Here is a 22,928-nt window from a genome sequence, read left to right as displayed (position 1 = left end):
CACATGGTAGAAAATGAGGGTGAGTGAAACTCCCGCCCTCGTCCCCCTCCCTCAGCGAGTGACTCCCGCCGGAGACGCACCGTTGCGCCTCGGGCCGCGGCCCCGTGTCGCCGTACCGTCCGAGAGCCTGCGCGCGCTGGGCGAGGTCGCCGTGGACCTGCTGCGCACGCTGCACGGCCTGGACCCGGTTCTGCGCGTGGGCGGCGAGGGCGACCTGACGCTGCTGCTGACGCAGGACCCGCCGGTCGCGGACATCGTGCGCGTTCAGGGCATCGACCCGCTGGACGAGGGCGCCACCGGACGCGAACTGTACGAGCTGGACGTCCGCGAGCACGGCGCCACCGTGACCGCGGCGTCGCCCGAGGGGCTGTTCCGGGGCGCGACCACGTTCGCGCAGCTTCTCGAACCCGACCGCACGGGCGGCGGCACCGCCCCCGCGACGCGCATCGCGGACGGCCCCGCCATGGCGTGGCGCGGCCTGTCGCTGGACGTCGTCCGCCGGTTCTTCACCGTCGGGCAGGTGAAGAAGGTCATCGACCTGCTGGCCCTCTACAAGTTCAACGTCCTGCACCTGCACCTGTCCGACAGCCAGGCGTGGCGCCTGGAGATCTCACGGTGGCCGCGGCTCACCGGCGACGCCGAGCGGCCGTTCTACACGCGGGACGACTACCGGGAGATCGTCGCGTACGCGGCGGCCCGGTTCGTCACCGTCGTTCCCGAGCTGGACATGCCCGGTCACGTGCTGGCGGCCGTCCGCGCCTACCCCGAACTGCAGGGCGACGCGGAACCCCCGCACAGGTACCTGGCGTACCTCGACCCGCGCGCCGAGGTGACGTTCCGGTTCGTCCAGGACGTTCTCCAGGAGGTCGCCGCCCTCACGCCCGGCCCGTACCTGCACCTCGGCGGCGACGAGGCGTTCGGCATGCCGGAAGAGCTGTACAGGGCGTTCGTCGTCCGCGCCCTGGAGATCGCGCGCGGCACCGGGAAGAAGGTCGCGGGCTGGCAGGAGATCGCGAGGTCGGGCGCGCTGACCTCGGCGGACGTCGCGCAGGCGTGGATCGGGGCCGGCGACGAGTTCGACCTCGAAGCGGCCCGGGAGAAGACACCGGCCGAATACCATTCGCTGCTGGAGATCGTCGCGGAGACGTTCGCCCGGTCGGTGCACGACGTCCCGGCCGCGGTCGCCGCGGGCGCCCCGGTGCTCGCCTCGGCCAGCAGTGTGTTGTACCTCGATCGCCAGTACGCCGAGGAGTCCCTGCTCGCCGCGCAGACCGCCCGGCGGACGCAGGTGGGGCACGACTCCTACGAGCCGCGCACCTGCCGCGAACTGTTCGCCTGGTCGCCGTCCACGCTGGCGGAGATCCCGGACGCGGCGCGGCTCGCCGGCGTGGAGGCCGCGATCTGGTGCGAGACCGTCGCGGGGTTCGACGATCTCACGTTCCTGCTGCTGCCCCGGCTGGCGGGCATCGCGGAGAAGGCATGGACGCCGTCCCGCACGCAATGGGACGGCTACCGTGCCCGCGTGGCCCGGCACGGAGACTGGTGGAGTCGCCTCGGCCTCGACGGCTACTACCGCTCCGCGGACGTGTTCGCGTCGTAGGACCGGTGGAATGCGGCCGTCATCAGGTCCCGCGTGTAGGCGTGCCGCGGGCGCGACGTCACCTCCGCCGCCTCGCCCGTCTCCACGATCTCGCCCTCGTGGACGACGGCGACCCGGTGGCTCACGACCCGGATCACCGACAGGTCGTGGGAGATGAACAGGTACGCGACGCCCGTCTGCTCCTGCAGTTCGAGGAGCAGTTCCAGGACGGTCTTCTGCGTCGTGAGGTCGAGCGCCGACACCGGCTCGTCGCACACGATCAGCTTCGGCCCGATCGCGAGCGCGCGGGCGATGGCCACGCGCTGGCGCTGCCCGCCGGAGAACTCGCGCGGCAGCCGCCCGGCGGCATCGGACGGCAGCCGGACCCGGTCGAGGAGATCCCCGACACGGCGGCGCGCGTCCGCCCTGCCGCGCCCCTGGGCCAGCAGCGGTTCGGACAGCGTGTCGCCGATGGTCAGCGACGGGTTCAACGAGGTGTAGGGGTCCTGGAAGACGACCTGGAGGTCCCGGCTCAGCGCGCGGCGCCGGCGGGCGGTCGCCCGCTCGACGCGTTCCCCCGCGAACGTGATCGCGCCCGACCCGACGGGGACGAGCCCGAGGATCGCGCGTCCGATCGTCGTCTTGCCCGACCCCGATCCGCCGACCAGGCCGAGGGTCTCCCCGGGCCGGACGCCCAGGGACACGCCGCGCAGCACCTCGTTGCGCGGGGCGCGCCGGCCCTTCCCGGGGAAGGAGACCCGCAGGTCCTCGACCGTCAGCAGCTCACCGTCCGTCTTCAAGCGTTCTCACCTTTCAGCGGCGTGCCTTCCGCGGGCTCCGCCGGACGCCAGGGGTCGCGTGCCGGCATGTCGTCCAGGACGGCGTCGAGCAGCCGCCGGGTGGGGGACTCGCGGGGGTCGCGGAGGACGCGCGCCGCCGGGCCCGTCTCGACGACGCGCCCGTCGTGCATGACGGCCACGCGGTCGCACACGTCCGCGACGATGCCGAGGTCGTGGGTGACCAGCAGGACGCCGAGGCTCCGCTCCCGCTGCAGCCGCTTCAGCAGGCCGAGCACCTCCGCCTGCACCATGACGTCGAGGGCCGTGGTCGGCTCGTCCGCGATGAGCAGCCGCGGGCCGCACGACACCGCCCCCGCGATGAGCACGCGCTGCGCCATGCCCCCGGAGATCTCGTGCGGGTACGAGCCGAACGTCCGCTCCGGGTCGGCGATCTCCACCGTGCGCAGCAGTTCGAGCGCCCGGTCGCGCGCCTCGGCCTTCGAGATGCCGAGCTTGTACCGCATCGGCTCCACGAGCTGGCTCCCGACGGTGAACGACGGGTCGAGGTTGCTCATCGGCTCCTGGGGGACGTAGGCGATGACGCCGCCGCGCAGCGCGCGATGGTCCCGCTCGGGCAGGCCGACGATCTCCCGTCCGTCCACGATGACGCTGCCGCCGCTCACGTGGCCGCCGTCGGGCAGGATCCCCAGGATCGAGAACGCCGTCTGCGTCTTGCCGGAGCCCGACTCTCCGACGAGCCCGACGATCTCTCCCTCCCGCACGTCGAGGTCCACGCCGTGCACGACGTCCTTGGCGGTGCCTCCGGCTTGGGCGTACGCGACCGACAGGCCGCGCACCGACAGCAGCGCGGTCCCGGTCGCGTCGGCGCCGGGCGGGGCGACGGCGATCCCGGAACGGGAACGGGGACGGGAACGAGGACGCGGGGACGGGGACGTCCCGCGGTCCTCCAGGGCGTCCCGCAGCGCGCCGGCGAGCAGCACCAGCGACGCGCTGGTGAGGCCCAGCGCGAGCCCCGGCCACACGATCATGGTGGGGGCGCGCTGCATGTTCTGGAACGCCTCGTTGAGCATCGCGCCCCAGGTGGGCGTGTCGCCGCTGCCGATGCCGAGGAATTCCAGGCCCGCCTGCAACCCGATCGCGAGCCCGGCGACGAGCGCGGTCTGGATGATGATCGGGGCGCGCACCACGATCAGCACGTGCCGGGCCACGATCCGCAGGTCGGTCAGCCCCGACACCCGCGCCGCGTCGACGTACAGCTCGCCCCGCACCCCGGCGACGATGCCGCGCACCAGCCGGAAGAAGCCCGGTGCGACCAGCACGCCGAGGACGATCATCAGCACCCACACCGTCGAGCCGAGGATCGCGCGGGACGCCAGCAGCACCACCATCGCGGGCAGCGCCATGACGAGGTTGACCGTCCAGTTCGCCGCCGCGTCGAACCGTCCGCCCCGGTAGCCCGCCAGCAGCCCGGACGGGACGCCGATGCCGAGGGCGACGAGCAGGGCGATGACCGCGCCGCCGAGGGTGTTGCGGCCGCCGTGCAGCAGCCGCGACAGGACGTCGCGTCCCGCCGAGTCGAAGCCGAGCGGATGCCCGGCGCCTGGACCGGCGAACGAGTCGCTCAGGTCGGCGGCGCCCGGGTCCTGCGGGCTGAGCACGGGCGCGAGGATCACCGCGGCGGTGATGGCCAGCAGCACGGCCCCGGAGATCATCCCGAGCGGGTTCCGCAGCAGCCGCCGGGCGGCCCCGGGCCGCCGGGTCCCGCTCACGTGAGCCTCGCCTTCGGGTTGAGCCAGCCGATCAGGACGTCCACGGCGAGGTTGACCGCGATCACGCCGATCACGGTGACCATGACCAGCGCCATGATCACGGGGATGTCGCCGCGGGTGGTGTAGGTGACGGTCATGCTGCCGATGCCCGGCAGCCCGAAGATCTGCTCCACCAGCACCGCGCCGCCGAGCAGCCCGACGAACTGCATGCCGAGGACGGTCAGCGCGGGCGCCGCCGCGTTGCGCAGCACGTGCCGGAACAGGATCCTGGACGGCGGCAGCCCGCGCGCCCGCAGCGTCCGGACGTAGTCCTGCCGCAGGACGTCGATCACCGCGCCGCGCACCTGCTGGGAGACGCCGGCGACGCCCGCGACCGACAGCGACGCGATCGGCAGCGTGACCGTCGACAGCCAGCCGGACGGCGACTCGGTCAGGCCGGTGTAGCCGATGGCGGGGAACCAGCGCAGCCGCACCGCGAACACCACGACGATGATCAGCGTGACCAGGAAGCCCGGCAGTGCGTACCCGACGACGCCGAGGACCTGCACGAACCGGTCGACGGGACCGCGCCGGACGCCCGCCCACACGCCCAGCAGCAGCGACAGCACGGCCGTGACGAGCGTGACGCCGACCATCAGGCTGACGGTGACCGGCAGCCGGGTGGAGATGGCCTGGACCACGTCCTCGCCGGTGAACCAGGACGTCCCGAAGTCCCCGCGCACGGCGTGCGCCAGCCAGTCGGCGTACTGCACGAGCACCGTGCGGTCCAGGCCGAGCTCGGCGTTCTTGGCGTCGACGAGGTCCTGGGACGCCTGACCGCCGAGGAGTTGCCGTCCGACGTCGTTGTCCGGGATCGACAGCAGCAGGTAGGCCAGGAAGGAGATCACGAACAGGAGCACCGCCCCCGACGCGGACCTGCGGAGAACAAAGCCCGGCATCAGGCCGGCGAGTAGTTGTAGATGGACGGGACGGCCATCCCCGCCTGCGGCTTGATCTTCACGCTCCCGTCCGACACGTGCAGGTAGGACATCCGGTAGAACGGCACGAACCAGGCGTCCTTGACGAGGTGCTCGTTGAGGGCCCGCAGGTCCGCCTGCGCCTTGTCGGCCGGCGCCGCCTGGATCTCGGGCAGCAGCTTCCGCACCGTGGCGTCCGTCGTGCCGAACATGTTGCCGATCCCGGGCAGGACGAGCCCGCCGATGGTGACCCAGTCGTTGGAGGACTGGCCGACGTTCATCACCATCGCGGAGTACTCGCGCTCGGTGTAGATCCGCTTGACCTGCGACGGGTCGATGACGTCCCAGACGACCTCCACGCCGATGGCCCCGAGGTCGGTCTTGAGCGAGGCGGCCAGCGCGTCGGGGACGATCGCCGTGATGCGCGGCAGCTTGAGGGTGAACCCGTCCGCGTACCCGGCCTGCTTGAGCAGGTCGCGGGCCTTGGCCGGGTCGTGCGCGTAGTAGGCGTCGAGCTTTTCGTCGTAGGCGACGGTCTGGGTGCCGAAGACCTGGTCGGTGAGTTCGCCGCGGCCCTGCCGGAGCTTGTCCAGCATCGTCTTGCGGTCGATGGCGTGGTTCAGCGCCTGCCGGACGCGCGGGTCGCCGAGCGCGGGCGTGATCTTGCCGTCGCGGTCGAAGAGCAGCAGGCCCTGGAAGTCGAACTCCTGCTTGGTCGTCTCGGCCTTCGGGTCCGATTCGATCCGCGTCTGCTGGTCCGTGGCCTGGAGCAGCGCGGCGTTGATCTGCCCCGTCTTGATCCCGTTGACGATCGCGGTCTCGTTGTCGAAGTACCGGAACGTGACCTCGTTGTAGGGCAGGCGGGCGCCCCAGTAGTCCGGGGCCCTCTTGTAGACCCACTTGGTGCCGATGGCCGTCCGCCCCGAGTCGAGGTCGTAGGGGCCGGTGCCGTCCGGCTTGGTCTTGAGCGGGTCGCCGGACTCGCCGAAGCCGGCGGGGTTGGCCATCAGCCCGGCCGCGTCGCTGAGGTAGTACAGCATCGCGGGGTTGGGCTGCGCGAGGTGCAGGGTCACGTGCGTCTTGTCGACCGCCTCGATCGACTCGACGTCCTTCAGCGTCTTGGCCGAGGCACCCGTCCCCTTGGCGAAGCGCTCCATGTTCGCCTTCACGGCCGCCGCGTCGAACGGCGATCCGTCGTCGAACTTCACGTCGCCGCGCAGCGTGAGCTTCAGTTCGGTGCGGTCGTCGTCGTACTCCCACTCGGTGGCGAGCATCGGGCTGAACGACCCGTCCGCCTCGCGCTTGACGAGGGTGTCGTACACCGCCTGGAAGAACGGCAGTGCGCTGCCGGTCGCGTCCGCGGGGTCGAGGCTCTGCGGAAGGGTGAGGGTGGCGATGGTGAGGTTCGCCGTCCCGCCGGCCTCGCCGCCGCCGGAGTCGGCGCATCCCGTCAGGGCGGTCGCGGTGACGCAGGCCGCGAGCAGGGCGGTGCCCCTGATGATCTTCTTCATGGATCCGCTCCGTCTTCTGTGGGCCCCGGAATCCCGGCGAGCATACATGCGGAACTAACCACGTGGTAGGTTTTCCGGAACGAAATTGACCACCTGGTAGGTTCTGCTGCGGCAGGGGAGGAAAATGACCGAACAGAGCCCGCGCAAGCTGACGAAGGGCGAGCGAACCCGCGCGAGCATCCTCGACTCGGCGGCCGAGCTGTTCTCCAAGTCGGGGTTCCACGCGGTGTCGCTCCGCGACATCGCCGCGCACGCGGGCCTCACCCACGCTGGGCTGCTGCACCACTTCCCCGGCAAGGAGACCCTGCTGATCAAGGTGCTCGGACGGCGGGACCGGGTGGACGCCAAGCTCCTGTTCGGCCCCGGCGTCCAGGACCGGCCCGAGGAACTGCTCGGCATCATCGTCGGCATCGTCTGGCGCAACATGCAGACGCCGGGACTCGTCGGCCTGTACGTGAAGATCTCCGGTGAGGCGGCCGACCCCGAACACCCGGCGCACGACTACTTCGTCGAGCGCTACCGGCTGCTCCGCGAACGGCTGACGCAGGCGTTCACGGCACTGTTCGCGCAGGCGGACCCGCCGCTGACCCACGACCCGGAACTCGTCGCGGGCCAGCTCCTCGGGCTGATGGACGGCCTGCAGACCCAGTGGCTCCTGGAACCGGACGCGGTCGACATGCACGAGTCCGTCGTCGCCTTCCTCCGCCAGCTCGGCCTCACCACCGACTTCGCTCCCCGAGGGAACACATGACGCGGTCCGTACCGACGGCCACCGCCGGGCCGTCGCCGGAAGACGAGCTGTCGCTGGAAGAGAAGGCGTCGCTCACCTCCGGCGGCAGCACCTGGCGCACGACCGCCGTCCGGGACGCGGTGCCCGCCGTCAGGCTCGCCGACGGCCCCCACGGCATCCGCAGGCAGGTCAGGGGATCGGGCGACGCGCTCGGCCTCACCGACAGCGTCCCCGCCACATGCTTCCCGCCGGCCGTCGCGCTCGGCTCGTCCTGGGACCCCGGCCTGGCCCGCCGGGTCGGCGCGGCGCTCGCCCGCGAGGCGTCCGCGCTCGGCGCCGACGTCGTCCTCGGGCCGGGCGTCAACATCAAGCGCTCCCCGCTGTGCGGACGCAACTTCGAGTACTTCTCCGAAGACCCGCACCTGACCGGGATCATGGGCGCAGCCGTCGTCACCGGGCTCCAGTCGCTCGGAATCGGCGCGTGCGTCAAGCACTTCGCGGTCAACAACCAGGAGACCGACCGCATGAGGGTCAGCGCCGACGTGGACGAGCGGACGCTCCGCGAGATCTACCTGGCGGCGTTCGAGCACATCGTCCGCGAGGCCCGGCCGCACGCGGTCATGGCGTCCTACAACAAGATCAACGGCGTGCACGCGAGCGAGAACCCCTGGCTGCTCACCGAGGTCCTGCGGGGCGAGTGGGGCTTCGACGGGGTCGTCGTCTCCGACTGGGGCGCCGTCAACGACCGGGTCGCCGCCCTCGCGGCCGGGCTCGACCTGGAGATGCCGCCCACCGGCACCGACCAGGAGATCGTCGACGCCGTCCGGGCGGGCCGGCTGCCCGAGCAGGCCGTCACGCGGGCGGCCGAGCGGGTGCGGACCTTGGCGCGGCGCGTCTCCACGATCGAGCCCGCCGAGGACTGGGACGTCGACGCTCATCACGAACTGGCCCGCGACGCGGCGCGCGGATCGGCCGTCCTGCTGAAGAACGAGCACGCCGTCCTGCCGCTGGACGCGGCGGCGCAGCGGGTCGCCGTCGTGGGAGAGCCGGCCCGGACCCCGCGCTACCAGGGGCATGGCAGCTCGCATGTCGTCCCGACCCGCCTGGACTCCGCCTGGGACGCCCTGAACGCGGCCGGGCCGCAGATGACCTTCGCCGCCGGATACCGCCTGGACGGGACACCGGACGAGCGGCTTGCCCGGTAGGCGGCCGAGGCCGCATCGGCGGCCGACGTGGCCGTCGTGTTCCTCGGGCTGCCGGGCGAGGCGGAGTCCGAAGGGTTCGACCGGACGTCCATCGACCTGCCGGGCGTGCAGATCGACCTGCTGCGCGAGGTCGCGCGGGTGTGCCCGAGGGTCGTCGTCGTGCTGGCCAACGGCGGTGTCGTGTCCGTCGCGGAATGGCAGGACGACGCCGACGCGATCCTCGAAGCCTGGCTGCCCGGCCAGGCGGGCGGCTCGGCGATCGCCGACCTGCTGCTCGGCGCGTGCAGCCCGTCCGGCCGGCTCACCGAGACGATTCCGAACCGGCTGGCGGACGTCCCGTCCCACCTGCACTTCCCGGGCTCCGACGGTCACGTCGCGTACGGGGAGGGCCGGTATGTCGGCTACCGGTATTACGACACGCTCGGGAAGGACGTCGCCTACCCGTTCGGGCACGGCCTGACCTACACGCGGTTCGAGTACTCCGACCTGGCCGTCCGCGAGACGGGGGTGAACGAGTGGATCGTGGAATGCACCGTCGCCAACACCGGTGAGCGAACCGCCTCCGAGGTCGTCCAGCTCTACGTCGCCTTCGATGAGGACCCGCCGACCCGCCCGCGGCACGAGCTTCGCGGTTTCGCCAAGGTCGAGCTGGCCGCCGGCGCCGGGACGCGGGTCTCCTTCACCCTCACCGGACGCGACATCGCCTGGTGGTCGGTGTCGCGCGGCGGCTGGCGCATCGACGCGGGCGGGTTCGCGGTCGAGGTGGGCGCCTCGTCCCGCGACATCCGGCTGCGCGCCGAGCTGACCGCCGCCGGTGACGGGCACGTGGACGCCCTCGGCCGGATGTCCACCCTCGGCGAATGGCTCGACCATCCGGTCGGCGGCCGCGTGCTCGGGCAGCGGCTCGCACCGGCCCTGACCGACACCGCCGAAAGCTCACCGGTGCTCTTCGCGCTGGCGCGCGGCATCCCGCTGGCCAAGTTCAGCACGTTCGGCATCGGCCTGACCACCGAGGTCGTGGACGAGCTGGTCACGGCCGTCCACGACCTCGACGGTCAGGACTCGTAGGCCCTCCGGCCCGAGGCGACGTCGCCGAACCAGCGCCCGCTCGGCTTGACCGTCCGCGCGAACGTCGTGCGGTCGACCGCGACGAGCCCGAACGTCGGCCCGTAGGAACCCCACTCGTAGTTGTCGAGCAGGGACCAGTGCAGGTAGCCGCGCACGTCGATCCCGTCCTCGATCGCCTCGTGCAGGCCGGTCAGGGCGCCCCGGGTGTACTCGACGCGCTCGGCGTCGTCGGCCGTCGCGATGCCGTTCTCGGTCACCAGGACCGGCACGCCCGGAATGCGGGACGCCGTGTGCCGGACGGCGTTGCCGAGCGCCTCCGGGTAGAACTCCCAGCCGGTTATGGTGCGGCGGGCGCCGTCCGGGACGGGCAGCGCTCCGTCCCGGCCGATCCGCACCCGCGTGTACGCCTGCACGCCGATGAAGTCGTCGGACGCGGCGGCGTCGAGGAACCGGTCCTCCCGCGACCAGGCCCATTCCTCGCATTCGGCGTCCGCGCCGCCGACCGCCTCGAAGTTCTGGTTCGCGACCGTCCACCCGGACCTGAACCCGGCGAGTTCCTCCCTGGCGGCGCGGTGCGCGGCCGTCAGCGCGTCCGCGACGGCCTGGTCGGGCGGCGGCATCGCGCCCGCGACGTTCTCCTCCCGCTTCTCCGCCTTCACCATGGCGGCCATCATCGCGAGCATGTTCGGCTCGTTGATCGTGCAGACCCACTCGACGCCGTCCAGGATCGGCAGGACGGCGCGCACGTAGCGGCGGAACCGGTCGATCGCCCCCGGCGCCGTCCAGCCGCCCGCCTTCTGGAACCACAGGGGGCTCGTGAAGTGGTGCAGCGTCACCACGGGCGTGAGGCCGCGCTCCAGGCACCCCTCGACCAGGCGGCGATAGTGCGCCAGTCCGGCTCGCGAGACGTGGCCCTCCACCGGCTCGACGCGCGCCCATTCGATGCTGAAGCGGTAGGCGTTGAGGCCGAGCCGCCGCACGATGTCGAGGTCCTCCCGCCAGCGGTGATAGGAGTCGCAGGCGTCGCCGCTGCGCTCGCGAAGGAACGAGCCGGGCCTGTTCTCCAGCGCCCAGAAGTCGCTGGCCACGTTGTTCCCCTCGGTCTGATGGGCGCTGGTGGCCGCCCCCCAGAGGAACCCGTCCGGAAACGAAATGCGCATGGACGAAACTTACCACTTGGTAAGCTTTGGCCTCCTCGGGCGATCGACGAGGTGAGGGCGAATTGAATCGCGGGCCTGCCGGGGCTCATGGTAGGAATCTCGGACCGAGGCGTTCACGTGCGAACGTGGTCAAGTCCGACGCCCGGTGATGCACCGGCCGTCGCCATCCGGGGGAACAGTGCTCTTCGTCGCGGTGTCCTTCGGGGCATTCATCTTCGTCTTCGCCATCACCAGGCAAGTGCTGATGGCCGCCGGCTGCGCCGTGCTCGCCTTCATCGGTGTCATCGCATTCGCCGGCTTCCAGTCGGAGAAGCGGCAGGCGGAGGACAAGGAGCAGCGGGGTGAGGCCACCACCTCCGTGTCGCCGGAATTCGTCGGCACCTGGTCGGGCGCCGTGGACTCGGAGAAGGACCCGATGGAAGTGCTCCTCACCGTCAAGCGGGGAAAGACCGGAGACCGGGTGGCGGTCGTCCGGATCACCTCCTTGAGGGAGGAATGCGTGGCCACCGGGAAGGTCAAGGAGGCCTACGAGCGCCGGCTCGTCCTCGAATCCAAACGGATGAAGGGGTCTCCCCACTGCTCCGATCTCCGGCTCGACCTGACCGGCGACAAGAACGAGATCTCCGTCGACCCCAAGTTCGGTGACACGGTCGTGCTGTCCCGGACGAAGGCGGTCACGCACCGCACCCCCGTTTCGGCGGTCACCGGCACGTGGTCGGGGACCTACCAGTGCCGAGGCAAGCCGACCGGATTGAAACTCACGATCCGCAAGGGCGACGACGGCCAGCTGAAATCGCTTTTCGAGTCGAGTCCCGTGCCCGGCAATCCCGATCGCCCCTACAGCTCGTTCAAGCAGACCGGTCTCCTCTACAACGGCCACCTCACACTGGACCCGGATCAATGGGTCGACAGCCCCAAAGGCGGCGGCCATGTGAAGGTGGCGCTCACCGCCGACGTCACCGAGGCCCGGCCCAGCACGATCAAGGGCCGCATCCTCACGCCCGACTGCACCACCTTCACCGTCCGAAGGCGCTGAATTCCCTGCCGCCGGGCGCGGTGAGCATGGAAGGAGCGTCCGGGGCATAGGTCGGGTGTGAGTACACGCTCCCGCCGCAGGCTCATCGTCATCGGTGCCCCCGGCCGGACGGTTCTGCGCACGGTGCTGACCACCCTGTCCTTGCTGAGCGTGTACTTCGCCGCCCCGCTGACCAGGCCGTTCACGCCGACGACCGCGGTGGTGCTCGGTTGCGCCCTGGCGGCTCTCGCCGTGTTCTTCGTCCGCCAGGCACGCGCGATCGTGCGGTCGACCTCGCCGCGGCTCCGCACCGCCGAAGCGCTGGCGACGTCCATACCGCTGTTCCTGCTGGCGTTCGCCGCGAGCTATTGCCTGATGGGAAACGGGACGCCGAGCGGGTTCTCCGAGCGGCTGACGCACATCGACGCCCTGTACTTCGCGATGACGGTCTTCTCGTCGGTCGGCTTCGGCGACATCGTCCCCCGCTCGCAGGCGGCACGGGCTTTGACGACGGTGCAGATGATCGGTGACCTCGTCATTCTGGGCCTGGTGGTGAAGGTTCTGCTCGAAGCGATGCGGCGCGGAGTCGAGCGCCGAAGATCCGGCGAAAACCGGCCGTCATGACGTCACGGCGGGTGTCGGGCCCGCGCTGTACCTTGATCGGCAGCGTCGTCGCAAGGAGCCCCGCGCATGCCGAACCGCAAGCACCTCCCTGAGTTTGCAGGGCTGCGAACCATCGATTTCCCCTCACGCGAGGAGCTCGACACGCGGCTTCTGCGTGCCAGGTACAAGGCGGAGGAGCAGGGCCTTCCCAAGCCCGATGCAGTTCCGCCGGACGAAGCATTCGTGGCGGCGAAGGCCGACCCGGGCGGGTTCGCGTGGCGGCTGCTGCTGATGCCCTTCGGGGACGAGGAGGACTTCCGGACCTACCTTGAGCGCTTCATCGCCGAGATCGACACCCCCGCCGTCACCGCGCTGATCGTCGGGAACTGCTGGGATCCCGGGCCGGCCAACGACCACGTGGACGCCGTCCGCGATGCTCTCGTCGAGCACGCCGGGGCGTTCCCCGCACTGCGCGCCTTGTTCTTCGGTGAGGTCACCCGCGAGGAGGCCGACAGGTTCTCCTGGATCGCGCAGACCGACGTCTCACCGCTTCTGGCCGCCTTTCCCGGATTGCGCGAATTCGTCGTCCGGGGAGCCGACGAGATGACGTTCGGGGGGAGTTGGGGGACGTTCACGCTCGCCTGGAACCTGCCCCGGCACGAGACTTTGCGGCGCCTGACGATCGAGACTCATCGGCTGGATCCGGCCGTGGTGCGGGGCGTCCTCTCCTCGGATCTTCCGATGCTGGAGCACCTGGAGTTGTACCTCGGGGCAAGGGACGGCGACGGCGCCTCCCCGGAGGATCTGGCTCCTGTGCTGGCGGGTTCGGCCTTCCCGTCCCTGACGTCCCTCGCCCTGCGCAACGGGCAGGACACGAACGCGCTGGTCGCCGCCTTGGCCGACGCCCCCGTCACCAGCCGCCTGTCCGTCCTCGACCTGTCGCTGGGGACCCTCACCGACAAGGGCGCCCAGATTCTGCTCGACACCCCCGTGTTCCTCGACTTGGACCGCCTCGACCTGCACTACCACCACATGTCGGAGGAGATGACCGAGCGCGTCCGCGGCCGGTTCACCGAGTCCGGGGTCGGCATCGACGTCGGCGAGCGCCAGGAACTCGAAGAGTACGAGGACGAGGATGACGACGACGAATACGAGGAAGAGCCGATCTATCCGGCGATCGTCGACTGAGCGCCGTCCCCTCGCTCACCGTGGGAGGAGGGCCCCGGTGGTGCCATGCTTCACGGGGTTTCCACCGGGGCCCAGTCGTCCACTCGCGATCTGAATTACATAGACCACCCTCCTTCTTTAGCGACGTTGGTGCGGCGGGTGCGGGGCGAGGCGGCCACCGGTGTATTCGGTGCGTCCCCTGGGCGGCATAGAGGAGCGCCTCGCCGCCGAAGTTCCGGTCGGATGGGCTGCGGCGTGTCGGGAGGCGGGGGCGGCGGGGCGATCACTGCCCCGGCGGTGGGTTCCGCGGCGGTGAATCCAGGGCCAGATCAGCCAGGTCACGCCGAACCCGAAGAGCATGCACACCGCACCGTAGATCAGCAGCCAGAACAGGATCGGTCCGAGGGCGACCTGCATGATCACGCCTTGTGCGACCAGGTCGGCGCCGGGTCCGGGCTTGCGTTCAGTTTCCCGGCTGCTTCGTCTTGACGCTCCATGGCTGCCTCCAACGCCTCCAGCGTTGAGGCGCTGATCGTGTCCACCAGCCCGGAGTCGATTTGCCTGCGCGTCAGCGGGCGCCGGAGGTGGACCGTCCAAAGGCCGGTCTTACCGGCCAGGTACGGAGCGGCCCAGCGTCCGGCCGTTGGCTCTCCGACCGCCGGCAACGGCTCGAATGCGTCGATCTTGTTTACCTGTGGCGTCGCGCTCATCGGTTTCACCTTCGCTGTGTTCGCGGCTTCTGACTCTCAGGTTGACGCCCGTGACCTATTGTGGCGACACAATCACGTGGTACTTCGCGATATACCAGCCGTGGAGGATCGCAAATGCCCCCCTCTGTCCCAATTGACCCCCGCCAGAGCATGCGGGCCCAACTCGCGTACACGCTGCGCCTCATGCGGGAATCCCGGAACATGAGCCAGAACGACCTCGCGAAGGAGCTCTATACGACCCGCGAGTCCATCGCGGCCTATGAAGGCAGGCGGAACCATCCCGACGGGGACTTCTGCAAGAAGCTGGACGAGTTCTTCGACACCGGAGAGATGTTCCAGGGCCTCTGGTACCACGCCCAGCGAGAGCACCTCAACGAGTGGTTCGAGGCGTATATCACCCACGAGAACGAGGCGACTGAGATACGCACGTGCCAACCGCTCTATATCCCTGGCCTACTCCAGACCGAGGGCTACATGCGGGCCACCACACCCCCGGGGCGGATGGATGAGGAATTCATCGCACAGCGCCTGTCGCGACGGGACATCCTTACTCGGGACACGAACCGGCCCCACCTCTTTGTTGTCCTCGACCACGCTGCCATTCTCCGCCAGTGGCCTGACGGGAACGTCATGCGGGAGCAGCTTCAGTACCTGCTTCACCTAGGAGCGATGCCTCACATACATATACAGGCAGTCCAGATTACCGATGGGTGGCACGCTGGGCTCGATGGTGCGATGGTGCTCCTCGACATGGCCGACCAAGGCCGCGTGGGGTATGTGGAAGCACAATTCGGTGGCAGACTGATCGAAGACCCGGGTGAGATCGTTCGGCTGGCGCTTCGGTTCGACGAGATCCGATGCCATGCGCTGCCCGAAGAGGCCACCCGGAACCTGATCCGGAAGACGATGGAGACGATGCGAGATGATTCATTGGCGTAAGAGCAGCCACAGCCAAGGCGGCCAGGGTGAGTGCGTCGAGGTCTCGACCAATACCTTCATCCCTCTGATCCGGGACTCGAAGGACCCGGAGGGGCCGCGGCTGGCTCTCGTGCCGGGTGCGCTGGCGGCACTCGTCAACCAGATCAAGACCGGCGACCTCGACCTGTAACGCTTGTGTTCGAGGACGGTGCGGCATGATCCACTGGCGTAAGAGCAGCCACAGCCAGGGCGGTGGCCAGGGTGAGTGCGTCGAGGTTTCGACGAAAACTCCGGCTCTGCTGATCCGGGATTCCACGGATCCGGAGGGGCCGCGGCTGTCCGTTGAGCGCGGCGCGCTGGCGGCTCTGGTCGGTCACATCAAGGCCGGCGACCTCGACTTGTAAGCCTCGTGATGGGGTTCTGGCCGCATGGAGTAGCCCCGGAACCCGATCGTGGTGTTGTTTGTCCGGTGGGTGGCGGCTGAAGATCCAAAAGGGCCGTGCGTGGGTTTGATCCTCGACAGGATTGGGGGTCATGGACCCTCTTGAAGGACTTGACGACGTCGACTGGGCGGGGCTCCGCCACGCCTACGGGTCGGCGGAGGGGATCCCCGCCGCGTTGCGGGCGCTGCGGTCCTCCTCCTCCGACGAGCGCCGGGAAGCGATCAACGAACGCCTGTGGCACAGCATCTGGCACCAGGGAACCCGCTATGAGGCGACCGTCGCGACGGTGCCCTTCCTAGTCGCCCTCGCGGCGGATCCGGCCACGCCCGACCGCGAGGAGATCGTCTATCTGCTCACGATGCTGTCCGTCGGGTACTCGGACAACGCGCTGCCGGACGGCGTCGACATCGCCGCCTGGCGTGCCGACCTCCGGGAACGGCGCACGCTGACCCCCGAGGGATGGGAGCGCCTGCTCGACGCCTGGGTGGCGGAGGCGCCGAACGAGCACCAGCGCGACAGGCGCGGCTGGCTGCGTGAGAAGCGGGACCAGCGGGCCGAACTGCGCACCCTGGAGATCGATCTGGCCGTCTACGACGCCGTTCTCGCGGGCGTCCCGGCGCTGCGGCCGCTGCTGGAGTCCCCGGAGGACGGCCTGCGCACCTGGACCGCCGCCCTGCTGGGTCTGTTCCCGGAGGAGGCGGCCTCCTCGATTCCCGTCCTGAGCGCGCGCCTGGAGGCCGAGAGCGATGCGTTCGCGCTCAGCAACGTGATCACCGCGCTCGGCATGCTCGGGCACCGGGAGGCGATCCCGCGCATCCGCACGTTCCTGTCCGATGACCGTCCCGTGCTCCGGCTCGCGGCGGCGACGGCGCTGGTGGGCCTCGGAGAGGTGGACGAGACCGTGATCGGGCAGCTCACCGTCTCGTCCGTCTGGGCCAATCTGGGCCACACCGAGGACGCCTTCCGCACCCTCGCCGGGTCGGGCTCACTCGAGTCGGCCACGCGGTTCCTGCGGAACGCCGAGGCCGACCCGGCCGGGTTCGACCGGGCCCTGGAGGGGCTGCGCACCGGCCCGGTCACGCGGACACGCCTGATGGTGGGGGCCGCGCTGACGTTCGCGTTCGGCATCCTCGACCTGGGCGACTCCTCGATCCACACGACGGCGCCGTTCCTGGCCGGCATCAAGGTCCCCTTTGACGAGGAGGAACTCCCGGCGGGCGACGAGCTTGAGCCCTTCGAGGACCTCGACGACCGGCAGCGCGACGTCGTCCGGGCGCTCGCCGACCTGCCGCCGGACTCGTGGGACGACGCGGTGATCGAGACCATGCTCCAGTCGTGGGGCGTCCCCGACGACCCGGCCGACCTGCGGGACTACCTCTCCTCCGAGTAGCCGCCGACGCGGACACCTGCTCGAACACCTTGCAGCGGTTGAGACGCACCCCTCTTTGAACGTGTTCAGTTCTGGGGGTTAGGCTGTTCGCGGATGCCGAGGGGTGAGGCGATGAAGGTCGTGATTCCCGGGGGGACCGGGCAGGTGGGCACGATTCTGGATCGCGCCCTGACCGCGGCGGGCCACGAGGTCGTGGTCCTGACCAGGAGGCCGGTGCGCGAGCGCGAGGTCGGCTGGGACGGCCGGAACCTCGGCCCCTGGGCCGGTGCCGTCGACGGCAGCGACGTGGTGATCAACCTTGCCGGACGCAGCGTCAGCTGCCGTTACACACCGGCCAACCTGCAGGCCATGATGGATTCGCGCGTGCACTCCACCGAGGTCGTGGGTGAGGCGATCGCGGGCGCGGCGCGGCCTCCCCGGCTCTGGCTGCAGATGAGCACCGCGACCGTCTACGCCCACCGCTTCGACGCCCCCAACGACGAGGCGACCGGCGTGCTCGGCGGCGCCGAACCCGGCGTCCCGGGCTACTGGGCCTACAGCGTCAAGATCGCGAAGAACTGGGAGCGGGCGCAGGAACGGGCGCGGACTCCGTCCACCCGCAAGGTCGCCCTGCGTGCCGCGATGGTCATGAGCCCGGACCGCGGCGGCGTCTTCGACGTCCTGCTGCGGCTGGCGCGGCTCGGCCTCGGCGGACCGGTCGCGGGCGGCGAGCAGTACGTGTCGTGGATCCACGACCAGGACTTCGTCCGCGCGATCGAGTTCCTGATCGACCGGGACGACGTCGCCGGGCCGGTGAACCTCGCCGCCCCGAATCCCCTCCCGCAGCGCCGGTTCATGCGGGCGCTTCGTGCCGCGTGGGGCGTCCCGGTGGGCCTGCCCGCGACCGCGTGGATGGCGGAGCTCGGAGCGCTGGCGATGCGCTCGGACACCGAGCTCCTGCTGAAGAGCCGCCGCGTCGTCCCCGGCCGCCTCCTCGAAGCGGGCTTCGCCTTCGACCACCCCCACTGGCCGGCGGCCGCCGCCGACCTCGTCCGCCGCAGGCGACGCGGCGGACGCTCAGCGGCCGGGGCCGCCTCCTCCGGGCGGTCCGGGGAAGGATCGCGCACCTGATCGTCCTGCGGGGGCATGGGCCGCCGGGTTTCCGGGAGTCGTCGACGGGCACGTGATTGACCGTCGCTATACGGCTTGTGCAGGGGGGATCTGAGATGACCTCGGGGTGGTACGGATCCGGCGGCATGGACCCGTTCGAGGAGATGCTCGCCCGCTTCTTCGGGGCCAGGGCGCACCGCCGCCCGATGGAGCGGATCAGCATCGCGCGGCTGATGAGCGAGCCGGCGCGTGAACTGGTGCGGGACGCGGCCACGCAGGCGGCGCAGTGGGGGAGCGTCGACCTGGACACCGATCACCTGCTGTGGGCGGCGACGCGGCAGCAGGGCACCCGGCACTGGCTGGAGCGGGCCGGCGCCGACCCGGACAAGATCAAGGGCGAGATCGAGGACGGCGCCCGGCGGGGCGAGCCGCGGGACGTGCCGCCCGAGCTGACCCCGTCGGCGAAGCGCGCCCTGCTCGATTCGCACCAGGTTTCGCGTGCGCTCGGGTCGTCCTACATCGGGCCCGAGCACCTGCTGTTCGCGCTGGCCCTCGACCGCGCGTCCGGCGCGGGACGGATCCTGGACGCCGAGCACGTGACACCCGACACGCTGCAGTCGGCGGCGAGCGGCGGCGGCCAGCAGCCCCCGGGCGGGCCGGGCGGCGGCGCGCCGGCGACCGGGACCCCGACGCTGGACGAGTTCGGTCGCGACCTGACCGCGCTGGCGAGGGAGGGCCGCATCGACCCGGTGATCGGGCGCGAGGACGAGATCGAGGAGACCGTCGAGGTCCTGTCGCGGCGCACCAAGAACAACCCGGTGCTGATCGGCGACCCGGGCGTGGGGAAGACCGCGATCGCCGAGGGGCTCGCGCAGCGGATCGTGGACGACGGCATCCCGGAGACGCTGCGCGGCAAGCGGATCGTCCAGCTCGACCTCGGCGGGGTCGTCGCCGGCACCCGCTACCGCGGCGACTTCGAGGAGCGGCTGAAGAAGGTCGTGGACGAGATCCGCGAGCACGCCGACGAGCTGATCGTGTTCATCGACGAGATCCACACGATCGTGGGCGCGGGCGGCGGGGAGGGCGCGATGTCGGCGGGCAACCTGCTGAAACCCGCGCTGGCGCGCGGTGAGCTGCACGTCGTCGGCGCGACGACCATCGACGAGTACCGCCGCAACATCGAGAAGGACGCCGCGCTGGAACGCCGGTTCCAGCCGATCCTGGTGCCGGAGCCGAGCGTCGGCGACAGCGTCGAGATCCTGCGCGGCCTCCGCGACCGGTACGAGGCGCACCATTCGGTGCGGTTCAGCGACGAGGCGCTGATCGCGGCCGTCGACCTGTCCAACCGCTATCTGACCGACCGTTTCCTGCCGGACAAGGCGATCGACCTGATCGACCAGGCCGGCGCCCGCGTCCGGCTGCGTTCGGGGACGCGCGACGGCGGCCGCCGCGAGCTGGAGGAGAGCCTCGACCGGCGGCGCCGGGAGAAGGACCAGGCCGTCGCCGACGAGGACTACGAGAAGGCGTCCGAGCTCCGCGACGAGATCGCCCGGCTGGAGAAGGACCTCGCGGCGACGCGGGGCAACGGCGGCCCCACGACCGTCCCCGAGGTGACGACCGAGGACATCGCCGAGGTCGTCTCCCGGATCTCCGGCGTCCCCGTCACGCAGCTCACCCAGGCCGAACGCGAGCGGCTGACGCGGCTCGAAGAGCATCTGCACGGCCGGGTGATCGGGCAGGACGACGCGGTCGCCGCGGTGGCGCGGGCCGTCCGCCGGTCCCGCGCGGGCATGGCCGACCCGGACCGCCCGATCGGCGGGTTCCTGTTCCTCGGCCCGACCGGCGTCGGCAAGACCGAGCTGGCCAAGGCGCTCGCCGAGGCGCTGTTCGGCAGCCGCGACCGGCTGGTCCGGTTCGACATGAGCGAGTTCCAGGAGCGGCACACGGTGAGCCGGCTGATGGGCGCGCCGCCCGGATACGTCGGGTACGAGGAGGCCGGGCAGCTCACCGACGCGGTCCGCCGGCAGCCGTACTCGGTGATCCTGCTGGACGAGATCGAGAAGGCGCACCAGGACGTGTTCAACGTCCTCCTCCAGCTCCTCGACGACGGCCGCCTCACCGACGCGCAGGGACGCACCGTCGACTTCCGCAACACCGTGGTCATCATGACCAGCAACCTCGGCTCCGAACTGATCACCGGCCGCATGGAGATCGGTTTCGGGACGCCCGGCGAGGGGCCCGGCGCGGCGCTCAGCGACCGGATCATGCGGCGGCTGCGCGAGTCGTTCCGGCCCGAGTTCCTCAACCGGATCGACGAGATCATCGTGTTCCAGCGGCTGGAGGCGGGCCAGCTCCGGCAGATCACCGACCTGCTGCTCGACGAGACGCGCCGCCGCCTCCACGCACAGGACGTGGACGTCACCTTCACCACCGAGGCGGTGGACTGGCTCGCCGAGCGCGGCCACCAGCCCGAGTTCGGCGCCCGCCCGCTGCGCCGCACCATCCAGCGGGAGGTGGACGACCGGCTGTCCGACCTGCTGCTCGCCGGTGACCTGCGGCACGGCAGCCACATCGACATCGCCGCCGCGAACGGCGGCCTGGAGTTCCACGTCACCACCAAGGAGACGGTGTAAAGGATCAAGGAGGCGGCAGGGGGATACAGTGCCCCCGTGACCGCCCCCCTCACCGGCTCCCTGCGGCTCCCGGACGGCACCTGGGTCCGCGGACGCGGCCTGCGCAGACCGGCGCCGGACGGCCCGGTGCCCGACTTCGGCCTCTACCTGGGCACCCGCCGTCTCCGCCGGCGCCACGAACCGGACCTGACCTGGTCCTCCGCGTGGATCGACTGGCCCGACTTCCTGCTGCCCCGCGACCGGGACGAGGCCGTCCGGCAGATCCGCGCCCTGCACGAGCGGGCCCGATCCGGCGCGGCGGTCGAGGTCGCCTGCGGAGGCGGCGTCGGACGCACCGGAACGGTCATCGCCTGCCTGGCCGTCCTGTCCGGCGTGGACCCGTCCGAAGCCGTCCCGTGGGCGCGCGAACACCACCACCCCAAAGCCGTCGAGACCCCGTGGCAACGCCGCTGGGTGACAGCCTTCCCGGCCTGACCGGCTGCCCAGCCGGGATCAGTCGCCGAGGATGAGCTTCGCGGCGTGTTCGCCGATCATCATGCTGGGGGCGGCGGTGTTCCCGCCGGTGATGCTCGGCATGATCGAGGCGTCGGCGACGCGGAGGCCCTCGATGCCGCGGACGCGCAGCGTGGGATCGACCACGGCGCGCTCGTCCGCGCCCATCCGGCAGCTGCCGACCGGGTGGTAGACGGTCGTCGCCCGGTTCGGGAGTTCCCTCGCCATCGCGGCGCGGTCGGGGAAGTCCGGCCCGGGGGACAGCTCGGAGGTCACGCCGTCGGCGATGGTCTTGGCGGCCATCGTCTCGCGGACGAGTTCGATCCCGTCCAGCAGCAGCCGCGCGTCATCGGGTTCGCTGAGGTAGCCGGGGTCGATGACCGGCGGGTCGGCCGGGTCGGCGGACGCGAGCCGCACCGTCCCGCGGCTCTTCGGGTAGATCAGCGTCGGCATGATCGTGAGGGCGGGGCGCTTGTCCACCTTGTGGCGCACCGGCGCGTCCTGGTTGGGGAACGGGTACGACCAGGGCAGCGCGTGGATCTGCAGGTCGGGGATGTCGCCGGCCTGCGGGCTGCGGACGAACCCGACCGCCTCGAACACGGTGCGCGCCACCCAGGTGCCGCCGCGGGTCCACTCCTTCATCACGCCCGACGCGAAGTACGGGGCGGTGCCCCGGTGCCGGGCGCTGCCCATGATGTAGGTCATCGGCATGAACATGTGGTCGTGGAGGTTGTCGCCGACGGGCAGGTCCGCGTGGACCTCGATGCCGTGCTCCCGGAGGTGCTCCGCCGGACCGACCCCGGACAGCATCAGGAGATGCGGTGAACCGAACGCGCCCGCCGCGAGGATCACCTCGCGGGTCGCGTTGATCGTTCCGCGTCCCTTCCCGGTGACGACCTCGACGCCCGTGGCGCGCCCGTCGCGGACGACCACGCGTCCCACGGTCGCCTTGGTCAGGATCGTCAGGTTCGGCAGCCCGTGGTCGTCGAGATAGCCGACGGACGAGCTGTAGCGCAGCCCCTCGTGGGCGCTCTGCTGGAAGACGCCGACGCCGTCCTGCACCTCGCCGTTGTAGTCGTCGTTCCGCTTCACGCCCGCCGTCTCGGCGAGCGCCTCCATGAACGCCTCGGACGCGGGCGTGACGTCCCGCTGCCGGGTCACCTGGATCGGGCCGCCCGCGCCGCGCAGGTCGGTCGCGCCGTCCTCCCAGTTCTCCATCCGCTTGAAGCTGGGGAGGACGTCGTCGTAGCCCCAGCCGGTGCAGCCGTCCGCCGCCCAGTCGTCGTAGTTCTTGCGGTTGCCGCGCACGAACAGCAGCCCGTTGATCGATCCGGAGCCGCCCAGCACCCGGCCCCGGGTCTGCGGGATCTTCCGGTCGAGCGCGTTCGGCTGCGGAGCGCTGTAGAAGCCCCAGTCCAGCCGCTTCTTCAGCTGCGGGACGTTGTGGAAGACGGCGATCAGCCCCGGCTTGCGGACGAGCGCGGTCTTGTCGGGTCCGCCGGCCTCCACCAGGACGACGTCGGCGCCCGACTCCGCCAGGCGCTTGGCCAGCACGCATCCTGCGCTGCCGGCCCCCACGACGACGTAATCAGCGGTCTGGTCCATGTGTTCCCTCTCAGCGTCCGCCGATGGCCGGGCGACCATTCGTGAGGACCCGCGCCTGGCCCGGTCGCCCCGAACAGGCCGACGG

20 protein-coding genes and 1 pseudogene are annotated in these 22,928 nt (G+C 70.8%); 14 read left to right on the top strand and 7 right to left on the bottom strand.

Annotated elements, in window-relative coordinates:
- The first annotated feature begins 13 nt into the window (after nt 1-13).
- On the top strand, nt 14-1,600 hold the full coding sequence (locus AB0C35_RS16150) for a family 20 glycosylhydrolase (protein WP_358455799.1): 1,587 nt from the start codon (nt 14-16) through the stop codon (nt 1,598-1,600).
- On the opposite strand, the gene AB0C35_RS16145 is transcribed toward AB0C35_RS16150, so the two are convergent.
- The 4 genes from AB0C35_RS16145 to AB0C35_RS16130 are packed head-to-tail and all read right to left on the bottom strand — an operon-like array spanning nt 1,570 to nt 6,615.
- Entirely contained in the window at nt 1,570-2,379 is an 810-nt protein-coding gene (locus AB0C35_RS16145) for an ATP-binding cassette domain-containing protein (protein ID WP_358455797.1), read from the bottom strand. The two genes, AB0C35_RS16150 and AB0C35_RS16145, sit on opposite strands and share 31 nt — an antisense overlap.
- Nucleotides 2,376-4,148: a dipeptide/oligopeptide/nickel ABC transporter permease/ATP-binding protein gene (locus AB0C35_RS16140; protein WP_358455794.1), complete on the bottom strand. Its 1,773-nt coding sequence runs from the start codon at nt 4,146-4,148 to the stop codon at nt 2,376-2,378. The genes AB0C35_RS16145 and AB0C35_RS16140 overlap by 4 nt, the downstream gene beginning before the upstream one ends.
- Entirely contained in the window at nt 4,145-5,086 is a 942-nt protein-coding gene (locus AB0C35_RS16135) for an ABC transporter permease (protein WP_358455791.1), read from the bottom strand. Before AB0C35_RS16135 ends, AB0C35_RS16140 begins: the two co-directional genes overlap by 4 nt.
- Nucleotides 5,086-6,615: an ABC transporter substrate-binding protein gene (locus tag AB0C35_RS16130; protein ID WP_358455789.1), complete on the bottom strand. Its 1,530-nt coding sequence runs from the start codon at nt 6,613-6,615 to the stop codon at nt 5,086-5,088. Before AB0C35_RS16130 ends, AB0C35_RS16135 begins: the two co-directional genes overlap by 1 nt.
- 124 nt (nt 6,616-6,739) lie before the next feature.
- Between AB0C35_RS16130 and AB0C35_RS16125 the strand changes: the two genes are divergently transcribed.
- From AB0C35_RS16125 to AB0C35_RS16115, 3 genes and pseudogenes are all read left to right on the top strand, one after another.
- Complete coding sequence (locus AB0C35_RS16125; RefSeq protein ID WP_358455786.1) at nt 6,740-7,366, top strand: TetR/AcrR family transcriptional regulator; 627 nt, start codon at nt 6,740-6,742, stop codon at nt 7,364-7,366.
- A pseudogene (locus AB0C35_RS16120) lies at nt 7,363-9,003 on the top strand (glycoside hydrolase family 3 protein); the annotation flags it as partial. The gene AB0C35_RS16125 and the pseudogene AB0C35_RS16120, both read left to right, overlap by 4 nt.
- 54 nt (nt 9,004-9,057) lie before the next feature.
- The gene (locus AB0C35_RS16115) at nt 9,058-9,618 is read left to right on the top strand and encodes a fibronectin type III-like domain-contianing protein (protein WP_358456273.1); all 561 of its coding nucleotides are present in this window, start codon (nt 9,058-9,060) and stop codon (nt 9,616-9,618) included.
- On the opposite strand, the gene AB0C35_RS16110 is transcribed toward AB0C35_RS16115, so the two are convergent.
- Nucleotides 9,606-10,778 carry a family 1 glycosylhydrolase gene (locus AB0C35_RS16110; RefSeq protein ID WP_358455783.1) on the bottom strand — a complete coding sequence of 391 codons (1,173 nt, stop codon included), beginning with the start codon at nt 10,776-10,778 and terminating at the stop codon, nt 9,606-9,608. The two genes, AB0C35_RS16115 and AB0C35_RS16110, sit on opposite strands and share 13 nt — an antisense overlap.
- 193 nt (nt 10,779-10,971) lie before the next feature.
- On the opposite strand from AB0C35_RS16110, the gene AB0C35_RS16105 reads away from it, so the two are divergent.
- The 3 genes from AB0C35_RS16105 to AB0C35_RS16095 all read left to right on the top strand — a co-directional run bounded on the left by AB0C35_RS16105 (nt 10,972) and on the right by AB0C35_RS16095 (nt 13,584).
- Nucleotides 10,972-11,814 carry a hypothetical protein gene (locus AB0C35_RS16105; protein ID WP_358455780.1) on the top strand — a complete coding sequence of 281 codons (843 nt, stop codon included), beginning with the start codon at nt 10,972-10,974 and terminating at the stop codon, nt 11,812-11,814.
- A 57-nt stretch (nt 11,815-11,871) separates the two neighbouring features.
- Nucleotides 11,872-12,417: a potassium channel family protein gene (locus AB0C35_RS16100; RefSeq protein ID WP_358455777.1), complete on the top strand. Its 546-nt coding sequence runs from the start codon at nt 11,872-11,874 to the stop codon at nt 12,415-12,417.
- A gap of 66 nt (nt 12,418-12,483) precedes the next feature.
- Nucleotides 12,484-13,584, top strand: a complete 1,101-nt coding sequence (locus AB0C35_RS16095; protein WP_358455774.1) for an STM4015 family protein — start codon at nt 12,484-12,486, stop codon at nt 13,582-13,584.
- A 398-nt stretch (nt 13,585-13,982) separates the two neighbouring features.
- On the opposite strand, the gene AB0C35_RS16090 is transcribed toward AB0C35_RS16095, so the two are convergent.
- Entirely contained in the window at nt 13,983-14,273 is a 291-nt protein-coding gene (locus AB0C35_RS16090; protein WP_358455771.1) for a hypothetical protein, read from the bottom strand.
- 114 nt (nt 14,274-14,387) lie between these two features.
- On the opposite strand from AB0C35_RS16090, the gene AB0C35_RS16085 reads away from it, so the two are divergent.
- The 7 genes from AB0C35_RS16085 to AB0C35_RS16055 all read left to right on the top strand — a co-directional run bounded on the left by AB0C35_RS16085 (nt 14,388) and on the right by AB0C35_RS16055 (nt 21,220).
- Complete coding sequence (locus AB0C35_RS16085; RefSeq protein WP_358455768.1) at nt 14,388-15,212, top strand: helix-turn-helix transcriptional regulator; 825 nt, start codon at nt 14,388-14,390, stop codon at nt 15,210-15,212.
- Complete coding sequence (locus AB0C35_RS16080) at nt 15,196-15,381, top strand: DUF397 domain-containing protein (protein WP_358455765.1); 186 nt, start codon at nt 15,196-15,198, stop codon at nt 15,379-15,381. The genes AB0C35_RS16085 and AB0C35_RS16080 overlap by 17 nt, the downstream gene beginning before the upstream one ends.
- 25 nt (nt 15,382-15,406) lie before the next feature.
- Nucleotides 15,407-15,595 carry a DUF397 domain-containing protein gene (locus AB0C35_RS16075; RefSeq protein ID WP_358455762.1) on the top strand — a complete coding sequence of 63 codons (189 nt, stop codon included), beginning with the start codon at nt 15,407-15,409 and terminating at the stop codon, nt 15,593-15,595.
- A gap of 130 nt (nt 15,596-15,725) precedes the next feature.
- Nucleotides 15,726-17,024 (top strand): HEAT repeat domain-containing protein, encoded by a 1,299-nt coding sequence (locus tag AB0C35_RS16070; protein WP_358455759.1) that lies wholly within the window; start codon nt 15,726-15,728, stop codon nt 17,022-17,024.
- A gap of 93 nt (nt 17,025-17,117) precedes the next feature.
- Nucleotides 17,118-18,134, top strand: coding sequence for a TIGR01777 family oxidoreductase (locus AB0C35_RS16065; RefSeq protein WP_358455756.1), 1,017 nt, complete (start codon nt 17,118-17,120; stop codon nt 18,132-18,134).
- 95 nt (nt 18,135-18,229) lie between these two features.
- Nucleotides 18,230-20,746 (top strand): ATP-dependent Clp protease ATP-binding subunit, encoded by a 2,517-nt coding sequence (locus tag AB0C35_RS16060; RefSeq protein WP_358455753.1) that lies wholly within the window; start codon nt 18,230-18,232, stop codon nt 20,744-20,746.
- A 36-nt stretch (nt 20,747-20,782) separates the two neighbouring features.
- A complete protein-coding gene (locus AB0C35_RS16055) occupies nt 20,783-21,220 on the top strand; it encodes a protein-tyrosine phosphatase family protein (protein WP_358455750.1) in 438 nt (145 codons plus the stop codon).
- Nucleotides 21,221-21,238: 18 nt separating this feature from the next.
- On the opposite strand, the gene AB0C35_RS16050 is transcribed toward AB0C35_RS16055, so the two are convergent.
- On the bottom strand, nt 21,239-22,843 hold the full coding sequence (locus tag AB0C35_RS16050) for an FAD-dependent oxidoreductase (protein WP_358455747.1): 1,605 nt from the start codon (nt 22,841-22,843) through the stop codon (nt 21,239-21,241).
- Nucleotides 22,844-22,928: the final 85 nt, after the last annotated feature.

The sequence above is a fragment of the Spirillospora sp. NPDC048819 genome, assembly GCF_040650055.1.
Classification (GTDB): Bacteria; Actinomycetota; Actinomycetes; order Streptosporangiales; family Streptosporangiaceae; genus Spirillospora.
Note: the sequence above shows the minus strand (reverse complement) of the source record. Positions and strands in the feature narration are given on the sequence as shown.